The organism is Bacillus sp. YBsi01 (assembly GCF_038406745.1).
In the GTDB taxonomy this organism is placed as follows: domain Bacteria; phylum Bacillota; class Bacilli; order Bacillales; family Bacillaceae; genus Bacillus; species Bacillus siamensis.
Map to the genome: position 1 here is coordinate 2,500,110 of NZ_CP151679.1, position 18,573 is coordinate 2,518,682.

Annotated in this window: 13 protein-coding genes; 5 read left to right on the forward strand and 8 right to left on the reverse strand. The window is 42.4% G+C overall.

What is annotated here, in order from left to right:
- Positions 1-140: 140 nt before the first annotated feature.
- Positions 141-1,061: a LytR family transcriptional regulator gene (locus AADZ70_RS12515; RefSeq protein WP_045926565.1), complete on the forward strand. Its 921-nt coding sequence runs from the start codon at positions 141-143 to the stop codon at positions 1,059-1,061.
- Between the two features lie 49 nt (positions 1,062-1,110).
- Here the strand turns inward: AADZ70_RS12515 and wecB are convergent, their stop codons facing one another.
- Positions 1,111-2,250 (reverse strand): UDP-N-acetylglucosamine 2-epimerase (non-hydrolyzing), encoded by a 1,140-nt coding sequence (wecB, locus tag AADZ70_RS12520; RefSeq protein ID WP_342007123.1) that lies wholly within the window; start codon positions 2,248-2,250, stop codon positions 1,111-1,113.
- Between the two features lie 273 nt (positions 2,251-2,523).
- Here wecB and galU point away from each other — a divergent pair, with 273 nt between their 5' ends.
- On the forward strand, positions 2,524-3,402 hold the full coding sequence (gene galU / locus AADZ70_RS12525; protein ID WP_045926563.1) for a UTP--glucose-1-phosphate uridylyltransferase GalU: 879 nt from the start codon (positions 2,524-2,526) through the stop codon (positions 3,400-3,402).
- Positions 3,403-3,437: 35 nt separating this feature from the next.
- On the opposite strand, the gene tagH is transcribed toward galU, so the two are convergent.
- The 5 genes from tagH to tagD all read right to left on the reverse strand — a co-directional run bounded on the left by tagH (position 3,438) and on the right by tagD (position 10,778).
- Positions 3,438-4,991: a teichoic acids export ABC transporter ATP-binding subunit TagH gene (gene tagH / locus AADZ70_RS12530; protein WP_045926562.1), complete on the reverse strand. Its 1,554-nt coding sequence runs from the start codon at positions 4,989-4,991 to the stop codon at positions 3,438-3,440.
- Between the two features lie 19 nt (positions 4,992-5,010).
- Positions 5,011-5,838, reverse strand: coding sequence for a teichoic acids export ABC transporter permease subunit TagG (gene tagG, locus AADZ70_RS12535; protein WP_013353806.1), 828 nt, complete (start codon positions 5,836-5,838; stop codon positions 5,011-5,013).
- 154 nt (positions 5,839-5,992) lie between these two features.
- Positions 5,993-8,158: a CDP-glycerol glycerophosphotransferase family protein gene (locus tag AADZ70_RS12540; RefSeq protein WP_342007124.1), complete on the reverse strand. Its 2,166-nt coding sequence runs from the start codon at positions 8,156-8,158 to the stop codon at positions 5,993-5,995.
- A 49-nt stretch (positions 8,159-8,207) separates the two neighbouring features.
- Positions 8,208-10,226: an alpha-glucosyltransferase N-terminal domain-containing protein gene (locus AADZ70_RS12545; RefSeq protein ID WP_045926560.1), complete on the reverse strand. Its 2,019-nt coding sequence runs from the start codon at positions 10,224-10,226 to the stop codon at positions 8,208-8,210.
- Positions 10,227-10,388: 162 nt separating this feature from the next.
- Entirely contained in the window at positions 10,389-10,778 is a 390-nt protein-coding gene (tagD, locus tag AADZ70_RS12550; RefSeq protein ID WP_016937747.1) for a glycerol-3-phosphate cytidylyltransferase, read from the reverse strand.
- A 355-nt stretch (positions 10,779-11,133) separates the two neighbouring features.
- Between tagD and AADZ70_RS12555 the strand changes: the two genes are divergently transcribed.
- Entirely contained in the window at positions 11,134-11,904 is a 771-nt protein-coding gene (locus AADZ70_RS12555) for a WecB/TagA/CpsF family glycosyltransferase (RefSeq protein WP_016937746.1), read from the forward strand.
- Positions 11,905-11,936: 32 nt separating this feature from the next.
- Positions 11,937-13,103 carry a CDP-glycerol glycerophosphotransferase family protein gene (locus AADZ70_RS12560; protein ID WP_342007125.1) on the forward strand — a complete coding sequence of 389 codons (1,167 nt, stop codon included), beginning with the start codon at positions 11,937-11,939 and terminating at the stop codon, positions 13,101-13,103.
- A gap of 60 nt (positions 13,104-13,163) precedes the next feature.
- Here the strand turns inward: AADZ70_RS12560 and AADZ70_RS12565 are convergent, their stop codons facing one another.
- Together AADZ70_RS12565 and manA are read right to left on the reverse strand one after the other, a co-directional pair.
- Positions 13,164-15,809, reverse strand: a complete 2,646-nt coding sequence (locus AADZ70_RS12565) for an N-acetylglucosaminidase (RefSeq protein ID WP_342007126.1) — start codon at positions 15,807-15,809, stop codon at positions 13,164-13,166.
- 141 nt (positions 15,810-15,950) lie between these two features.
- Positions 15,951-16,901: a mannose-6-phosphate isomerase, class I gene (gene manA / locus AADZ70_RS12570; RefSeq protein ID WP_060964123.1), complete on the reverse strand. Its 951-nt coding sequence runs from the start codon at positions 16,899-16,901 to the stop codon at positions 15,951-15,953.
- A gap of 217 nt (positions 16,902-17,118) precedes the next feature.
- On the opposite strand from manA, the gene AADZ70_RS12575 reads away from it, so the two are divergent.
- Complete coding sequence (locus AADZ70_RS12575) at positions 17,119-18,570, forward strand: spore germination protein (protein WP_016937742.1); 1,452 nt, start codon at positions 17,119-17,121, stop codon at positions 18,568-18,570.
- Positions 18,571-18,573 lie beyond the last annotated feature (3 nt).

Sequence of the window (18,573 nt, forward strand, 5' to 3'; positions counted from 1 at the left end):
TCTATTTTAAAGAAAAATTAAGAAACATTGAAACTTTTTTCGATAATATTCGACTATATTAGGATTTATTGTATTCTATTATAAAAACTTGTATTTTCTGGCGGGCTGATTTTCAATTCAAACAGATGGGGTGTATTGAGATGAGAAGTAAACGAAGAAAAAAGAAAAAGACTTTGTTGCTGGTCTTTCTGACAATCATCGGCATTTTCATTTTAGTTTCCGGCGGCTTTACATACTACCTATGGCACAAAGCGGCATCAACCGTCGCAAGCATTCACGAAGACATTAACAAATCAAATAAACGCAGTACTGAGGTAAAAATAAATAAACACGAACCTTTCTCTGTTTTAATCATGGGAGTAGACGAACGTAAAAATGATAAAGGAAGGGCCGACTCGCTCATTTACCTTACAGTCAACCCAAAGACAAAAACAACGGAAATGGTCAGTATTCCGCGTGACACCTATACAAAAATAATCGGTAAAGGCACAATGGATAAAATCAATCATTCGTACGCATTCGGCGGTACACAAATGGCAGTAGATACGGTGGAGAATTTTTTGAACCTTCCTGTCGATTACTTCATTAAAGTAAATATGGAAAGCTTTAAAGATGTCGTTGACACTTTAGGAGGCATCACTGTCAACAGCACATTCGCTTTCAACTACGACGGTTATTCCTTCGGCAAAGGCAATATTTCATTAAACGGCGATGAAGCCCTCGCCTACTCACGAATGAGAAAAGAAGATCCTAAAGGAGACTTCGGCCGCCAAGACAGACAGCGGCAGATTATTGAGGGGATTATCAATAAAGGAGCAAATATCTCTTCTGTCACGAAATTCGGGGATATGTTTAAAGTGGTAGAGAATAATGTAAAAACGAATTTAACCTTTGATGATATGTGGGATATTCAATCCGGTTATAAAGATGCCCGCCAGAAAGTGATTCAGCACGAGCTGAAGGGTGACGGCACCAAAATCAACGGAATTTACTATTATAAAGCAGATGAAAACGGACTTGCCTCCATCACAAAAGAATTAAGAAGCAGTCTCAACCTCTAATTAATGAAAAAAAGCAGCTCAGCATAACTTATGCGGAGCTGCTTTTTTGTTACACCTCAAAAGAATCAGGACGCTCTGTACGCAATCCGAATTGATAGAGCAAACCTTCAGCAATCCTTCTTGACGCCATGCCATCTCCATAGGGATTAGATGCCCGCGACATTTTTTCATATTCTTGTTTATCAGTTAACAGTTGTTTTGTCAGCTGATAAATCGCTTCCTCATCAGTACCTGCTAATTTCAGCGTGCCCGCTTCCACTCCCTCAGGCCTTTCAGTAGTATCGCGTAATACAAGAACCGGCTTTCCTAAGGAAGGAGCTTCCTCCTGAACGCCTCCTGAATCGGTTAAAATGAAATACGACCTAGACGCAAAATTGTGGAAATCAATCACTTCAAGAGGTTCAATTAAATGGACACGCCCCGAATCACCAAAGTGCCTGTCAGCAGCTTCACGTACAGCGGGATTCAGGTGTACCGGATAAACGACTTGCACATCGCTGAATTCATCTGCGATCCGGCGGATGGCTTTAAACATATGTTCCATCGGCTGGCCTAAATTTTCCCGGCGATGCGCCGTCAGTAAAATCATTCTGTCATTGCCGATTTTCTCAATAATGCTGTGGGAATATTCAGAGCGAACCGTTGTATGCAAAGCATCAATCGCTGTATTTCCGGTAACAAAAATGGAGCTTTCTTTTTTATTCTCTTTCAATAAATTTTGCTTCGCTTGCTGAGTCGGAGCAAAGTGGATATCAGCAAGCGCTCCGGTCATTTGGCGGTTCAGTTCTTCCGGAAAAGGTGAATATTTGTTGCCCGTCCGCAATCCGGCCTCAACGTGACCGACTGCAATCTGGTGATAGAAAGCTGCAAGGCTTCCCGCAAAAGTTGTTGTCGTGTCACCATGAACAAGAACAATATCAGGTTTGATTTCCTTAAACAGGCCGTCCAGTTTCACCAAGGCGTTTGAAGTGATTTCAGCCAGCGTCTGCCGTTCTTTCATAATATTCAGATCAAAGTCAGGCTTAATTTGAAATGCGTGAAGAACTTGATCAAGCATTTGTCTATGCTGGGCAGTCACAGTGACATATGATTCTATTTCAGGGTGTTTTTTTAATTCGAGCACAAGGGGCCCCATTTTTATCGCTTCAGGCCTTGTACCGAATACCGTCATGACTTTAAGTTTTTTCATATCTCTTTCTCCTGTATCATGTTTGTGATCATCATTATCAACCCATTTTACACGATATGATCCGCCTGTTAAATATCTTGTATTATTTTTCCCCTAAATGAAAAAGGATATATCATTAAGGCTTTACGGATAAAACTTGTTTAATAATGGTTTATCTTATATCATTAAAAGTGTTAAAAATGAAATATCGGGTATACAGAATATATCAGCAAGCCTGAGTCTGTATAGATATCATAACTTATATTTAAGTGACGCTAAGGAAGGTGCTTTAAAGTGAAAAAAGTACGCAAAGCCATAATTCCCGCTGCAGGTTTAGGGACACGCTTTCTGCCGGCAACAAAAGCCATGCCGAAAGAGATGCTTCCGATTGTAGACAAACCAACGATTCAATACATAATTGAAGAAGCGGTTGAAGCGGGTATTGAAGACATTATTATTGTTACGGGAAAAAGCAAGAGAGCCATTGAAGATCATTTTGATTACTCACCAGAGCTAGAAAGAAACTTAGAAGAAAAAGGGAAGATCGAACTCTTAGAAAAAGTCCGAAAAGCCTCTAATCTTGCTGACATTCATTATATCCGGCAAAAGGAACCAAAAGGTCTTGGGCATGCCGTTTGGTGCGCACGTAATTTTATCGGTGACGAGCCATTCGCCGTCCTTCTCGGAGATGATATCGTTCAAGCTGAAAAACCAGGACTTCGCCAGCTAATGGATGAATATGACAAAACACTTTCTTCTATTATAGGGGTTCAGCAAGTACCTGAAGAAGAAACCCATCGATACGGAATTATTGATCCGCTGACAAGCGAAGGCCGCAGATATCAGGTGAAGAACTTTGTTGAGAAGCCGCCGCAAGGGACTGCTCCGTCCAACCTGGCAATACTGGGACGCTATGTCTTCACTCCTGAAATCTTCATGTACCTTGAAGAACAGCAAATTGGCGCCGGAGGAGAAATTCAGCTTACAGACGCCATTCAAAGGCTGAATGAAATCCAGCGGGTTTTCGCCTACGATTTTGAAGGCAAAAGATATGATGTCGGTGAAAAACTAGGCTTCATTACCACTACATTAGAATTTGCGATGCAGGATCATGAACTGCGTGATCATCTCATTCCTTTCATGGAGGACCTGTTAAGAAAAGATGAATTATAAGAGAAAAAGCTGCTGGATGTATTCCAACAGCTTTTTTATTTTAACATGCAGGTTAAAGTTTGATTGTCGTTATTAATGATAAAAGCGTATTTATCATTTTCGGCAATAAATTGCCGATCACTGCTTCCCTTTACAACATCTTGATCATTCAGAGATAGATCTGCCGGAGTAATAGCTGATATTCCTCTGAAAATAAGCTGTTCGGCCTTGCCATTCTTAATTACATAACTGACCTGTCCATTTTTAAGATATAGCATCTCCCGGCCATTCACTACTTCTTTCTGCAGCCCTTTCGTTCCTTGCTGTACATCATTAACGCGCTCTCCCAGAAGTGACACAAGTTGAACAGCATCGCCCTGCTTTACATACGGAGAAAAAGCGGATACTTTTACATTTGCACTCTTTCCGTTAAGGGCTGCTGCGTTTTGAGGGATATAGTACTTTTTATTGTTGATCTCAACCTTTGCCGATTGCCTGTCTTCAGATACTACTTTAACCTGAGCACCGAATGGAATAAGGAAATCCGCCTTTTTTTTCAGCTCTGTATCCTTATACGCCTGCGTCTGGTCCTTTAATACGAAACCTTTTTTATTCACCGCTGTCTGGACTTTCCCCTTATTGGCATCATCTTGATACCCGATCTTACCGAACGAAGCGATCGTACGGAGCGGGGCGCTGAAAAACATGGTTCCGGCCATAAACACAAGCAGTATTGATAATATTGCAATTTGAATAGCATTGACTGCTGATCCGGATTTATTTCTTTTCTTTTGTTCCTTCACGATTGCCTGCTGCTCTGGCGATTCTTTTTTACGTTCAGCAACCTGATCTTTCTTATATTTCTCTTTGTCTTTTTTGGAGAGTTTATTAAACCAATCGATAAATGATTTGTACTCTTTGACTACGGTTTTAGTATCGTCGAACATTCTTAATTCACCATAGTGCATCCAAGCCACACGATCACACATTTTTTCAATCTGACCGATGGAATGACTCACAAAGAAAATGGTTTTTCCTCGTTCTTTAAATTCCTGGATTCGGTCGACACATTTCTGATAAAATGTCTGATCCCCGACAGAGAGGGCCTCATCAATGATTAAAATATCCGGATCTATATGCACGGAAATCGCAAAGCCGAGACGGGACTTCATACCGCTAGAATAGTTTTTCACCGGCTGATTAATAAAATCACCAATCTCAGCAAACTCAACTATGCTTTCATACATCTCATCGATTTCTTTATTGGTCAGCCCCATCATTAAACATTTGAGTCTAATGTTATCCCGGCCCGTCAAAGCATTATTTAAACCGGCTGCAATCGCGATCAGCGACGGCTGGCCGTTCATTTCAATTTCACCGCTTGTCGGCGGTATTATTTTTGCAAGCAGATTTGACATCGTCGATTTACCCGATCCGTTAATTCCTACAAAGCCGATTGTCTCCCCTTCATATACATCAAAGGAGACATTTCGCACAGCGAAAAAACCGTTATCTTTAGCAGGGAAAAACAAACCTTTTATTTTGTCCGACTGTTTTTCATAAAGATGATACTGCTTTGAAACATTTCGAAACGAAACCTTTAGTTTCATCGTACAATCTCCTTACGTATTAAAGAAAGTCAATAAACTTATCTCTGAATTTCATGTGTAAAACAGAACCGACTGTTAGTAAAAATAAGGTGAACAGCCAGAAATACAGTGTATATTTCATATCTTGAAAGAACCACTGACCATCTAAGAAACTGTTCCTGAATCCGTCAATAATATAAAAAAGCGGATTCAGCTTCAGGACCGGCACCAATTCCGGGTGATCTGCCCCCAGTTTCGAGTGAATGTCCCAAAAAATCGGCAGCAGGAAAAACAAAAGTCTTGTCACTGCCTGCAGAAGAAACTGATAGTCTCGGATCAGCACGCTGATTGTCGAATTAAACAAGCTGAACGAAAATAAGAAAGCCATCAGACAAACAAAATAATAAATATATTGCAGCCAATGAAGGCTCGGATAGATTCCGCTGGCGAGCAATGCAATGATATAGATCACCATCATAATTGCATAACTGAACAAATTAGAAGCGATAGCGACAGACGGCAAAGAACTGATTGGAAAATTCATTTTAGCAACCATTTTAATTCTTTTAAATACACTATTTGATCCGTCTAATATTGTCGGGCTTATAAAAAACCACGGTATCAGACCTGCAAGCATCCACAGAATAAAAGGCACTTCTCCGGCACCTGTAGCCATCGGCCCCCCTTTTCTGATCCCCAATCCAAAAACAAACCAATAGGCGAGCATTTGAATAAGAGGATTTAAAAACTGCCATAAAACGCCTAAATAATTCATTTGATATTTAGACTTTGTTTCGTAGGCCGCTAATCTCATGATTAAAGGAAATGATGTTACTTGCTCTTTTAGTATTTTCACTACAGCATTCATTTTAATCTTCCTTAGGTTGATTTGATTTTATAAAGCATCGCTGATAATTGTACCAGAAATCAAATTTTTTTTCACTTTCAAGCCGCATGCAAATGCTGCTAAAAGGTTTGTAAAGCATAATAGAAAAACCCCTTGATACAAAGGGGTTTTTCTATTATTCAGATTCAAACACAATCTTTACGACTTTCTCAGAAGAATGACCTGACTCAAGGTAACAGAATTTGTCATAAAAAGGTTTGAATGAAACCGGGTGCTGATAATCCGGTGATGAAATATGTTTGATTGCCTCGATCGTTTCCTCTGTCGTTTTCACTAACGGACCGGGAGCATCTTTCTCAAAATCGAAGTAGAACCCTCTGAGTTTATCCCGGTATGTTTCAATGTCGGGAACAAAAAACAGCATCGGGCGCTTCAAATTTGCAAAATCGAAAAATACAGAAGAATAATCGGTGATTAACAGATCTGAAATCATATACAATTCACGAATATCTTCATGTGCAGAAAAATCATAAGCAAACCCTTCAAACGGGCCGAGGTCAAAATTTTCTGCCACAAGGTAATGCATTCTCAGAATAACGAGATATTCATCTCCAAGCTCTTCCCTTAATTTATGCAGGTCCAAATCAAGGTCAAATTTATAACGGCCTTTTGCATAAAACTGGTCATCTCTCCATGTCGGCGCATAAAGAATAATTTTCTTATCCTCAGGCAGGTTTAACCTTCTTTTGATCGCTGTGATTGTCTCATCATTATTGTCATTATGAAGAAAATCATTTCTCGGATAACCTGATTCAATCATCGTTTTCTCGAATTGGAAGGCGCGGGCAAATATCTCAGACGAGTAGGCATTCGGGGAAATTAAATAATCCCAATTCGATGCCTCTTTAATAAAATTCTTTTTATATTTTTTCGTATTAGTACCCGGCATATGGACTTCTTCCATATCCATTGCAAGTCTTTTTAAAGGCGTGCCATGCCATGTTTGAAGATAGGTTGTATGTTCCGGCTTTGGAATCCATAAAGGCAGGCGGCTGTTGACGACCCAATATTCAGCCCGCGCCATAGCAAACAGCCACTTGATTGAAAGCCTGTTAATGTATTGAATGCCCTTCTCTTTAAAAGGCGCTGCATACTGTTTATTTACGCTCCAATACATTTTATATTCCGGGTGATTGATTTGCATGTATTCATAAATGGCTCTCGGATTACAGCTGTATTGTTTGCCGTTAAAGCTTTCAAAAATAATGGTTTTGTTTTTAACAGGCATTTTGCTCGCCATTCTGAAAACAACTTTATAACCTTTCGTAATAAGGGAATTTCTGCGTTTTTTCAGTTTTTTCATTTTTGAAATGAAGCGTTTTTTCTTCCCTTTTATGAAGTATCTCATCCTTGTTTTCAGGCTGTAGTCGTTCACACGGATACAGACAGTCTGCTTTTTCTTCTTTTTATATACTTCATATCTGACCGGCCCGCTGTCTTTATTTACAACGCTTATGAGGCCTTTCAGTTTATTTTTTCTGTCTCCGAGCACAAGCGGAGTGCTGCTGAGAACAATATGTTCGGCTTCCTCGTTTTCACAGTGAAATTCCATAAACATGCGGTAGACAAATCGTTTTTCCAAAGAATAAGGAATATCTTTTAATGGAATCTTGATTTGGAAATCAAAAATTTCAGGGGTGAATTCATCTTCCCGAAGCTGTTTAATATTCTCCGTTTTTTTCGTCATTTCAATAGGAAAATGTTTTTCTACGGGGTCTTCTCCCCCTTTTTTAATGACAAATTGCAGATTTTTAACTGAAAGCTGATTCTCCGAATTTAAATATCCGGCATACCCTGAAATCATAATCTCTTCTGCCTTCAGCTGAATCTCATCAAACTTCACAATTTTCGCTTCTCTTTTTACCTTTAAAGAGAAATTGCCCTTATCGGTTGTATAAGGCAAAATTAACAGCTCAGTCGTATGATCAAGGTGGTAGGCACGCTCAATCGCTTCAGCTTCCACGGATAAACGCACCTGCTTCGGCTGTTCTTCTTCCTCCGCTGCCGGTTCCCCCAGTACTACATAAAAATCATAAGTCTGTCCCATTTCTAAAGCTTCAGGAAACGAGTGAATATTAATTGATGCGCTGTATTGCGCCGGGCTCTCTTTCTTTAAAATAACAACATCCTCTGCTCCGGAACGCCGTTCTTTTAATTTTAAATAACATTTCACTTCCTCAGCTAACGGTTCTTCGCTTTCAAGTGAAATAGAGAGCGCCAGATCGCCCACATTATTTTTCAAGCTTTTCAAAATACATTTACTCACAGTAGTTTCATCCATACTTATTTTCTGCTCCTCTGTATTAAAGCTCTTCACTTTGCCGATTTACTTAATCGATGTGATCCTTTTTGTTTAATTTAATAGAGAAATTCCCTTTCACAGTCGTATAAGGTTCGAAAGTATATCCGTTATTCATAAACCGATCCTTTTCGCCGAAATTGACTTCACGGCTGGATACCCTTCTTAGAATGCTGATATGGTCAGCTGTTATATATTGAATATAAAAGTCAAGAACTGAAGTATGATTCGCTTCGATTTTTTCTTTTTTGATGTCCTTCTCAAAATCAATAGTAAACGGCTGAGCCGCATGATCAGCGGATACGGAGATGATTTCAGCTTTGTTTTTCCGATCAATCCCGATCAGGCTCACCTTTTCAAAGCCATCATTCTGATCGCACACTGAAACGCTGATCGCCAATCCGGTGCCATTATTTTCAAAGGATGTAATCGGCTGTTCTTTAGATCCGACTTTTTCAGAGAGCCGTTCCTTTTCTTTTCTCACTTCAATCATCTTTGAAAGAGCATATGACCAATTTTTAATATAATTTGGCTTTGAATATTTCTCAGCCATTTTAAAGGCCTGACGCGAAAATTGTTGATGAGTGCTGTCATCTCTCATTAAAGAGACAATGGCCTCGGCTAATTTTTCTATATTATATTGCTCGATTACATAGCCGTTTACTCCATCTTCTACCAAGCTTCTGGCACCGTAATCATAATCGTAAGTTACGACAGGGCACCCGTTGCTCAGCGCTTCCATGTTGGAGAGACCGAAGCCTTCAAAGTGAGAAGTCGAAATGGTCAGCCACGCTTTTTGAAACTCATAATCAGGGTTATTCGTGTAGCCTTTCAACAATACATTATTCTGAAGGTTTTGAGCTTCAATTTCCTTTTTGATTTTTTCTGTATCTTCTCCGGACCCGTATATTTCCAGTTTCGCATCCGGGATTTCATTTACGACAAGTTTGAACGCTTTAACGGCATGCGTCAGGTTTTTCATCGCAGCAAGCCTTGAGATAATAACTGCTTTATTTCGTTCACTCGGGACGTTCAGAACCTTTTCATCAAGCGGTTTATTAATCGTATGCGGCGTAAAAAAGAACGTCTCTTTTTCCCCTGTAATCAAAGAGAAATCTGCAATCTGCTCCTCAGTAATAAAAAATACGGCATCCAGATTATTCATCTGACCGAAAACTTCTTTATAACGCCCTTTGATCTGGAATTTATTATCACCATAATGTTTATTGTGAATAATCGCGGCATAATATGATGACGGCGCTTTTTTCACTCTGAAGACATGTTTGTCCTGAGGTCTGCTGTCTACCAAAAATAGTTTAGGCTGATCGTTTTCATTTTGAAGAACCTCTATCCAATACCGGCGCAGCTCAGATTCATCCTTAAATGTTAACGGACCTTCCTCCGTATACCACGTAAAATGTGTAAATTTGACTTCTTCACTTTGGCTGTCCCACATGTAGTGTTTTTCCAGATAAACGACATTTTCGCTGTTGATGAACTCCTGAAGGAAGATTTGATTAATCTTTGTATCAAAATGAGAGACAATGACGGGTTTTCCTTCTTTATTGTATTCTTCTCTTTTGATTACTTGTTTTTCATCATTCAGATAGTCTACATAGCGCACCGCAGCACCGCCTGAATAATAGGAAAGAATATAATCATTTGATGATTTGCCGAATATTTTTGAGATCGCTTTGCTTACTTTTCCCTTGCTGACATGTCTTTTTATTTGATCCAGCTCGGTTTTCTCAGAATAAATCCGTTTGCCTTTTGTTTTTTTACTTAAAAAGTCATCATACATGTTGATCACTTGAGTATAATCAGAGTCAGCTTTCCCCTTTTCAAACAGCTCGTTCTTTTTTCTTGCAAACTCTAAGTCAAATCTAAAAGTAAGAAAGGCGGTTTTCTTTTGGCTTTCTTCTCCGAATAGTTTAGAACGCAATAAAAGAGATTTGGTTAAACCTCCGTAATTATCCGGCAGTCCGCCTGAGATAAAATAATACATCATATCGGGAAGCTCATTATTATAGTTAATAGGCTGATTGGACAAATTTTTTCTCCCTTTCACCATATGAATTTAGTAGAACACTGCAAAATAATACTATTCCCGCAGAATAAATTAATAAAACCAATTTAAGCATCAAAAAGTACTTCTTATCAATAAATAAGAAGTACTTTGATGGTTTTTCACTCAATTTATTATATTTCGGTATTACACCCCGGCAATTTCTTTTTTAATCTGAGTAGTGGAAATGCCTTCGGTTCTAGGGAGATAGATGACTTCGCATTGATCTTTAAGGAAGTCGAACTTGCCTTCCCAATCGTCTCCCATTACGAACACGTCGATGTTGTGCTCCGCTACGTCCCGGACTTTTTGATCCCAGCTGTTTTCCGGAATAACTTCGTCGACATAACGGATCGTTTCAAGAATTAACTTTCTGTGTTCATAGCTGTGGTAGGCCTTTTTTTGTTTTTGAAGGTTGAACTCATCTGTTGAGATGGCAACGACAAGATAATCTCCAAGCTGCTTCGCGCGCTCGAGCAGTTTAATATGACCCCAATGCAGTAAATCAAACGTTCCGTAAGTAATGACCTTCTTCATGAAACAAAAGCTCCTTTCTATCATCATACGTATAACAAGCAACTGCCCTGAAATGCTGTGCAGCTGTATCCTTAATCACTAAAGTGCCAATTTCGTACTCATGGAACCTCATTATATCACATAGCCCTGAAAAGGTTAAGCTAATGTAAAACGAAGTTAAATTCCACTTATTAACAAATGTTATTGCAATAGGAGTTTAGCAGGGTTTTTGCGCGTATGATTAAAGAAATTGTTATCTTATTTATATTTTTGTAAAACTATTGTTAAGTTTATCTGAAGGTATTATGTTAAAATAAAGCTTAGCTTAAGTCACGAAAAAGTGAAAGAAAATCCCGTACAAAAAGGAGGACGGCAGATGCAGACTGAAATGGTGCACAACCTTTCTTATGTTAATGGAAATTTACAGGAGTTTATTTCATATTTAGACACTTATTATATCGCACAAAAGCAAGGAGCCGTCATTGCGACGGTCAATCCAGAGATCGGATACGCTGCGGCGAAAGACAAAGGTTATCATCAAGTCATTTCTTCCGCGGATTTCGTCCTGCCGGATGGTATCGGCGTCGTGTTAATGTCACGTTTGACGCAGCACCCGCTGAAATCAAGAATTGCGGGATTCGATGTGTTTCTGTCGCTGCTCGGTCTCGCAAACCGGCAGTCTAAAAAAATATTTTTATACGGAGCTAAGCAAGACGTGCTTGACGCCGTTTTGAATCGGATCGATAAAGAGTATCCGAATATCGAGGTTGTCGGAGCCAGCAACGGCTATGAAGCCGATAAACGCTTCGTCGCCAAACAGATTTCCCGGGCGAAACCCGATATCGTGTTTGTCGCCTTAGGATATCCGCATCAGGAGCAATTTATTTATGAATACAAACATCTTTTCCCTCAGGCTGTTTCAATCGGTTTGGGCGGAAGCTTTGATGTGTTCAGCGGAACGGTGAAACGCGCCCCTGAATGGATGATCAAAACAAATCTGGAATGGCTGTACAGACTGGTGACGAATCCGTGGAGATGGAAAAGGATGCTGAACATTCCGAAGTATGCTTTTACCGTTTTGAGAAACAATAAATCAAATAAGAGCCTGTACTCCAAGCAGGCTGAAGATCAAACGAAACAGCTTTAAACAAATAAAACAGCAAAAGAGATTGGTAATCTATGAACTTGCGATCTTTATTCGCCGCTTTCTATTCTATATATCTGTCGGTTCTCGGCGTTTTGTTCAAGCCTGTAAAGCCAAAGAATCACCTGACCCTGCTGGTATCTTTTGAAGAGAATGCCCAGGCTCTCATCCGTTCTTACAAGGCGCACGCTGAATCGCTTTCTTATGAAGTGACGGTTCTGTATACGAGACATGCCGTCAGTCTGAAAAAGGAGCTGGAAGGTCTCGGCTCTTTTTATCTGAACGAAAAAAACCCTCTGCATCTTGTGAAGGCCGTTTTCATCCTTTTTAAGAGCAAAGTGGTCATAACGGATAACTATTTTCTCCTGACAAGCGTCTTAAACCGCCGGCCGCAAACGACATGCATTCAAGTATGGCATGCGAACGGCTCTTTGAAAAAGTTCGGCCTTGAGGACGTGACGAACCGAAGCCGGCCGGCATCAGATATCAGCCGCTTTAAAAAAGTGTACCGTTCGTTTGATTTTGTCACGGTCGGTTCAGATGAGATGGCTGACGTTTTTAAAAAGTCGTTCGGTATACGGGATGCCCAGCTGTTAAAAACGGGAGTTCCCCTGACTGACGTCTATTATGAAGAAAACAAGCCTGAACCGGAGCACAAATGGCCGAAAAAAATCATTCTGTACGCACCGACATTCAGGGATTATGATATGCAATCCTTCCGGCTCCCATTCACCGAAGAACAGCTCACAAACGAATTAAACGGAGAGTATATGCTGCTTGTAAAGCTTCACCCTGCCGTTTTGCATCATATTTCAGCTTCGTTTGAAAGCGAATCAATCAAGAACGTGTCTGACATGCGTCTTCATGATCTCTTGAAAGCGGCTGATATTTTAATTACGGACTACTCTTCCGTGCCTTTTGAATTCGCACTCTTAAATAAACCGATATTCTTTTTCACCTATGATCTGGAGGAATACGATCAAAAACGCGGTTTGATCGACAATTATGCTTCGGTCATCCCCGGAAGAGCTTGTCATGACAGCAAAGCCCTTCTCGAGGAAATGACGAAAGAACCCTTTCATGCAGAAGAAATGAAGCGGTTCTCGGACAAATGGAATATGTATTCAGATGGGAATTCGAGTGAAGCGTTATTGAAATTTGCGGAAACAAAAATGAAAAATTGTGCTGAAGCACCTGCCTGAATCCGAGGCGGGTGTTTTTTTGCATGAAGAAAGGCTGAAGCAACAACTTCAGCCTTTTTTTTACACTTTCATATACACAGGAACATCATAGTAAAGCGTGTAGTCGTCCAGAAGTGAGTATAAGCTGTACATGCGGTTTACCTGCTTATACGCCCAGCCGATGTCTGTCGCATACTGATGGGATGCGGCTGGAGACCATCTCATTTTATACAGGGTATCCTGGTTGTATGCGGAGTTGTGAATATATGACGCACCGATAAATTGGGCTCCGCCGATAATCGCGGCTTCCGGAGTAAACCAGCCTTGATTATATGCGTATTGTGCGCCGTAATAATTCGGGTTGCTGTCATAAGCCCCGATGCCGTACATGTTATAAACCTTTTTTCCATTATACGTAATGCCGTTTGCAAGCTCTGACGTGCCATTGCCCGTTTCAAGCAAAGCATGCGAAATCAAATACACTTCATTGATGCTGTATTTTCCGGCGGCTGTAATAAAGGCTTGGCCTTTGCCTGTCAGAATTCCTTTATTGACCAGCACTTTTTGATTCAATTCAGATGCGTTCAATCCCGCTGTCTGAGAGAGCTTCAGAAATTGAAAATAATACTTGCTGTCTTGTGCGAAGTGATCGGGATTGACGTATTGCTCGACTTCATCACTGCTGGCGTTTCTCCAGCCCATGCTGAGTTTGGCCCAGCCGTTTGTCTGGCCGGTGATGCTGACTTTATCGCCTTTTTTCAACTGCCCGATAATATTGCCTGAGCTGACTTCCGGAGTTGAGCGGACGTTCAGTACGTCGGCTGTGACCGTCCCGGAAGCCGTATTGATGTAAGTAAGCGACGCGTAAGCCGAGGCATCAGTCTGCGGGCTGACTGTCATTTGTTTTTTGACCATATCCGCAAGCGAGATGTTGTAATTGGTATTCATAATTTGCGGTCCGTTTTTTATTTTCAAAATAGTCATCGTCCATCCGTACAGCTTTTTCAGCTTTTGAGAGGCGGCGTCCGCAGACTGCGAGCCCGTGAATTGATCGCGGAGATGGAGCTCATAAACCGGATGGCTTTCACTCGTATAGCCGGCCTGCAATTGTTTGGCGCTGAAATAGCTCATGCTTTTATTTAAAACGGTTTTACCAGTGAACTTTTCGGTTTTGATGACGTACTGTGAATAGGCGGTTTTCCCCGTCTCCTTTGCAGTGCCGGCTGCTTTGTTTTGTTTGAAAAAGGCAGTCACGCGGTCAATGTCTTCCTTCTTAAGCAGCGGCGCCGTTTCAATCCTGAATTGTGTATACGCTGTTTCACCTGTTTTCTGTGAAGAAGCGGATACTTTTTTCCCTTTGAAGAAATCCAGCGAACGATTGATCTTTGCCGTATCAAGCAGTGATTCAGTTGTGACTTGGTACGTTGTTCCCGTTTGCTTGGCTGCTGTTTTGGAAACGGCACTCAGTTTATATCCGGCCAGAAGATTCAATCCTTTTTTAATCTTCGATTGGTCTGCCGTCTGCTGAGAAAGCAGCTGATATTGGTTTTCTGCTGTTTTTCCTGCCGCAGTTCTTGCCGTCTTTACATGCTGCTGGCGGAAAAACGCCTCCGCTTGATCTGCCTGTGCGGCAGTAAGCTGTCCTGCTGTAATCCTGTAAACGGACGCTGACGCTGTCTTTTTGACAGACGTTGTGTCGCAATGCCATTTTTTCTTTTTAAAGAAGGATTGAACGCTTTGCATCTGCTGAGCCGTCAGTCCGCTCATCGCGACCGTATAATTATTTTTCGTGCCGGCTTTTTGATAACTGCCGCTGACGCCCGTATTCTTCTTGATTTGGCTGACGGCATTTCGCACGGCGCTTACTCCGTTAAAATACCCTGACCGCACGTTGTACACGGCAGCTGTTTTGCTTTGGGCATATGTTTGAACATTCCCTTTGATGCCCGTTTTCTGCTGCAGCTGTTTCGCTAAGCCTGCCGCTTTATTTGCATCCGGGATGCCGGAAGCTGTCACGGTGATATTCGGGCTTCCTTTTGTTATCACCTTCAGCGACGATTGTAATCCTGTTTCCTTTTGAAAATCAGTTTGGATTTGAGCAGCTTTTTGATCGCCGGTAATTGTTCCTGATTGGATCTGAAACTGGGCTGTTTCCCGCTTGCTCGGACGGTATGATGCTTTTACGCCCGTCTGCTTCGTCAAATCTTGAGTGAGCGTTTTCGCGTCTGCTTCGGCTGCGATCTCTGAAGTCACGACCTGCATGTACGGCTGCTTCGTTCCCGACTCTTTGACGGCGCCGGTCACGCCCGTTTCTTTCGTCAATTTGGCAAGAAGGTTTTTCGTCTGCTGCCCGTCTGATAGAACTCCTGATGTGACGGTCACGTACGGCTGTTTGCTTCCGCTTGCGCTGTAAGTGCCGGCCACACCCGTCTGCTTCGTAAAATCTTTCAGCACGGCTTTCGCGTCCGTTTCATCGTGTAAGCCTGAGACGGAGATTTGATAAGCAAGCAGCGCATTACCGGCTTTCTTTGCGTCAGCCTGCCATCCCGTATCCTTTTTCAATTTCGCTGCCGCTTGAAGCGCCTCATTCTCAGAAGCGAATTGCTGCTTCGTTTCCAGCTCATAAACGGAATAGTCGCTGTATGCAGCCTGGGCGTGCTGTGTAACGGTGCTAAAGACAAGGAAAACGCCGGACAATAACATAGGTGCAACGAATCTCTTTTTCATTCCTTCTCCTCTTTCTGATTCAATTGGTTTCTATCAAACTAGTTTATTTATCGGCCGGCTTTCTTCATATTTACAGAGAGAAATTATCCAATTATCCAAATAAAAAAACTTAATCCCATCGCTGGGATTAAGTTGGGTGATTTATATATGAGAAACGATGATTGTGCATTCTCCGGTTATCGTAAAGTCAGGCATCTGATCCGGCAGTATGAAATGCGCGCCTTTTTCAAGTGTTGCGGTCTTGCCTTCACAAGTGATGGAGCCGCTTCCTTCTATAACGCTGCACAGCATAAACGGAGCGTCCTGGGTCATTTCCGCCGTCCCGCTGATATCCCATTTGTAAACAGAAAAATATTCTCCCTGCACAAAGGTTTTGATGGTGATGCCTTTTCTCGTTTCAGTTGATTCATCTAAAAATCCGTCCACATGAGGAACGGTGGCGGCGTTGACGGCATCGCGGATATGCAGCTCACGCGCCTCGCCGTTTTGATCTGTGCGCCCGTAATCATATATCCGGTAGGCGGCATCTGAATTCTGCTGTATTTCCAGAACGAGCGCCCCGGCGCAAATGGCATGGATGGTTCCGCTCGGCACATAATAAAAATCACCGGGTTTGATTTTCACGCGGCGCAGCAGGCCTTCCCAATCACCGCTGTTAATCATGGTGACAAGCTCTGCTTTCGAACGGGCTGTATGACCGTATATTATCTCCGCATTTTCTTTACAGTCGATAATGTACCAGCACTCAGACTTCCCCGTTTCGCCCAGTCCATGCTCCTCGGCGTCATAATCGTCTGGGTGGACTTTGACGGACAGGTGATGTTTGACGTCCAGTATTTTCGTCAGCAGCGGAAAGCGGTCCCCTTCCGTTCCGCCGAATAATTCTCTATGCTGATTCCACAGTTCGATCAGGGTTTTCCCTTGATACGGACCGCTTTTGACCGTGCTCATCCCGTGCGGGTGGGCTGATATCGCCCAGCATTCGCCGGTTGTTTCTGAAGGTATACTGTATCCGAATCGTTCGCGTAATAACGTGCCGCCCCATATTTTTTCTTTACATACAGGCTGTAAAAAAATCGGCTCTTGCGTCATGTTCGTTCCCCTCCCATTAAAAAGCGGCTCATATCCCATTCCCCCTGTACCTATTTTAAAACACGGAGAGAGCCGCCAGTTAAAAACAATATGTATAAATGGCTGACCTGCTCATTATACCATTCGGATGGGGCGGAATGCTCAGTCATTTCCTATTCCAGAATAAAATCCCTTGTTTGTCGCAAATTAAAATAACTGATGAAAGGGGGGAAACATTGTGACGATAAATGCTGAGCTCGGACAAAACCTTCAAGCGCTGAAAAAACGGTTCGGCCAAAGCGATGACATGATGTTTTATTCATTTACGTACGGAAACGGCAAATGTGACGCTTGCCTTGTGTATATAGACGGACTGACTGAAAATCAATTGCTTGCCGAATATATTATTTCGCCCGTGCAGGCGGCCGCCCGGCATCAAGAGGAACCGGCTGAAACACCTCCGGCATCCATTTCTTTCGGGTATCACCACACCCGGCTTTCTTCACTTAAGGATGTTGAGGCTGACATTCTTTCCGGCAAATCGGTTTTGCTGGCGGAGGGATGGAAGGAGGCCCTTTCCTTTGATACGGAAACATTTAAAATGCGGGATGTCGAAGAACCGGCATCAGAAGTGCTGGAACGCGGGCCGAGGATAGGTTTTGTCGAAAAGCTTCGGACGAACACGGCGCTTTTGCGTGAGCAGTCCCGTGACCCCAATCTCCAGATCAAGGAGCTGACACTGGGCGAACGGACAAAAAAACGGATCGCCGTTGCCTACATTCGGGATATCGCGCCTGATGATGTCGTAAAAGAAGTGATGAAAAGACTGGAGTCCATCACCATTGATGATATTCCGGAATCAGGATCGATCGAACAGCTCATTGAAGATAACACGTATTCCATTTTCCCGACCATTTTGACGACCGAACGGCCTGACCGGGTTATGGGCGCTCTTTTAGAGGGAAGGGTCTCCGTTCTTGTAGACGGAACGCCATTTACCCTTTTGGTGCCCGCTACCATTGATGAATTTATCCACTCCCCTGACGATTATAATCAGCGGTGGGTTCCGGTTACCTTTCTCAGGCTGCTTCGGTATTCATGCATTTTAATCACGATTTATTTACCCGGCCTTTACATCGCGCTCGTTACGTTTCATACCGGGCTTTTGCCGACGAGAATGGCGGTGACGATTGCCGGGAGCAGGTTGAATGTCCCGTTTCCCCCTTTTGTTGAAGCGTTTATTATGATTTTCACGATTGAAATGATCAGAGAAGCCGGACTCAGACTGCCGAAGCCGATCGGCCAGACGATCGGCCTGATCGGGGGAGTGGTGATCGGCCAGGCCGCCGTACAGGCGAATATTGTCAGCGCGATGATGGTGATTGTCGTATCCGTTACGGCATTGGCCTCTTTTACGGCGCCCTCCTATGTGTTCAATTTCCCGCTGAGGCTCATCCGCATTTTTTCGATGATTTTATCGGCGATTTTAGGGTTATACGGACTGATCATGTGTTATCTGCTCGTCGTCGGCCATCTGATGCGCCTGAAAAGCTTCGGCCAGGATTATATTATTCCGATCATGGCGCAGCCGGGACAGGACTTAAAGGATACGATTGTCAGGCTGCCGACACCGCTTTTTAAAAAACGGCCGACCCGAAAAGAGACAAAAGATAAAATCAGACAAAGGTGATCC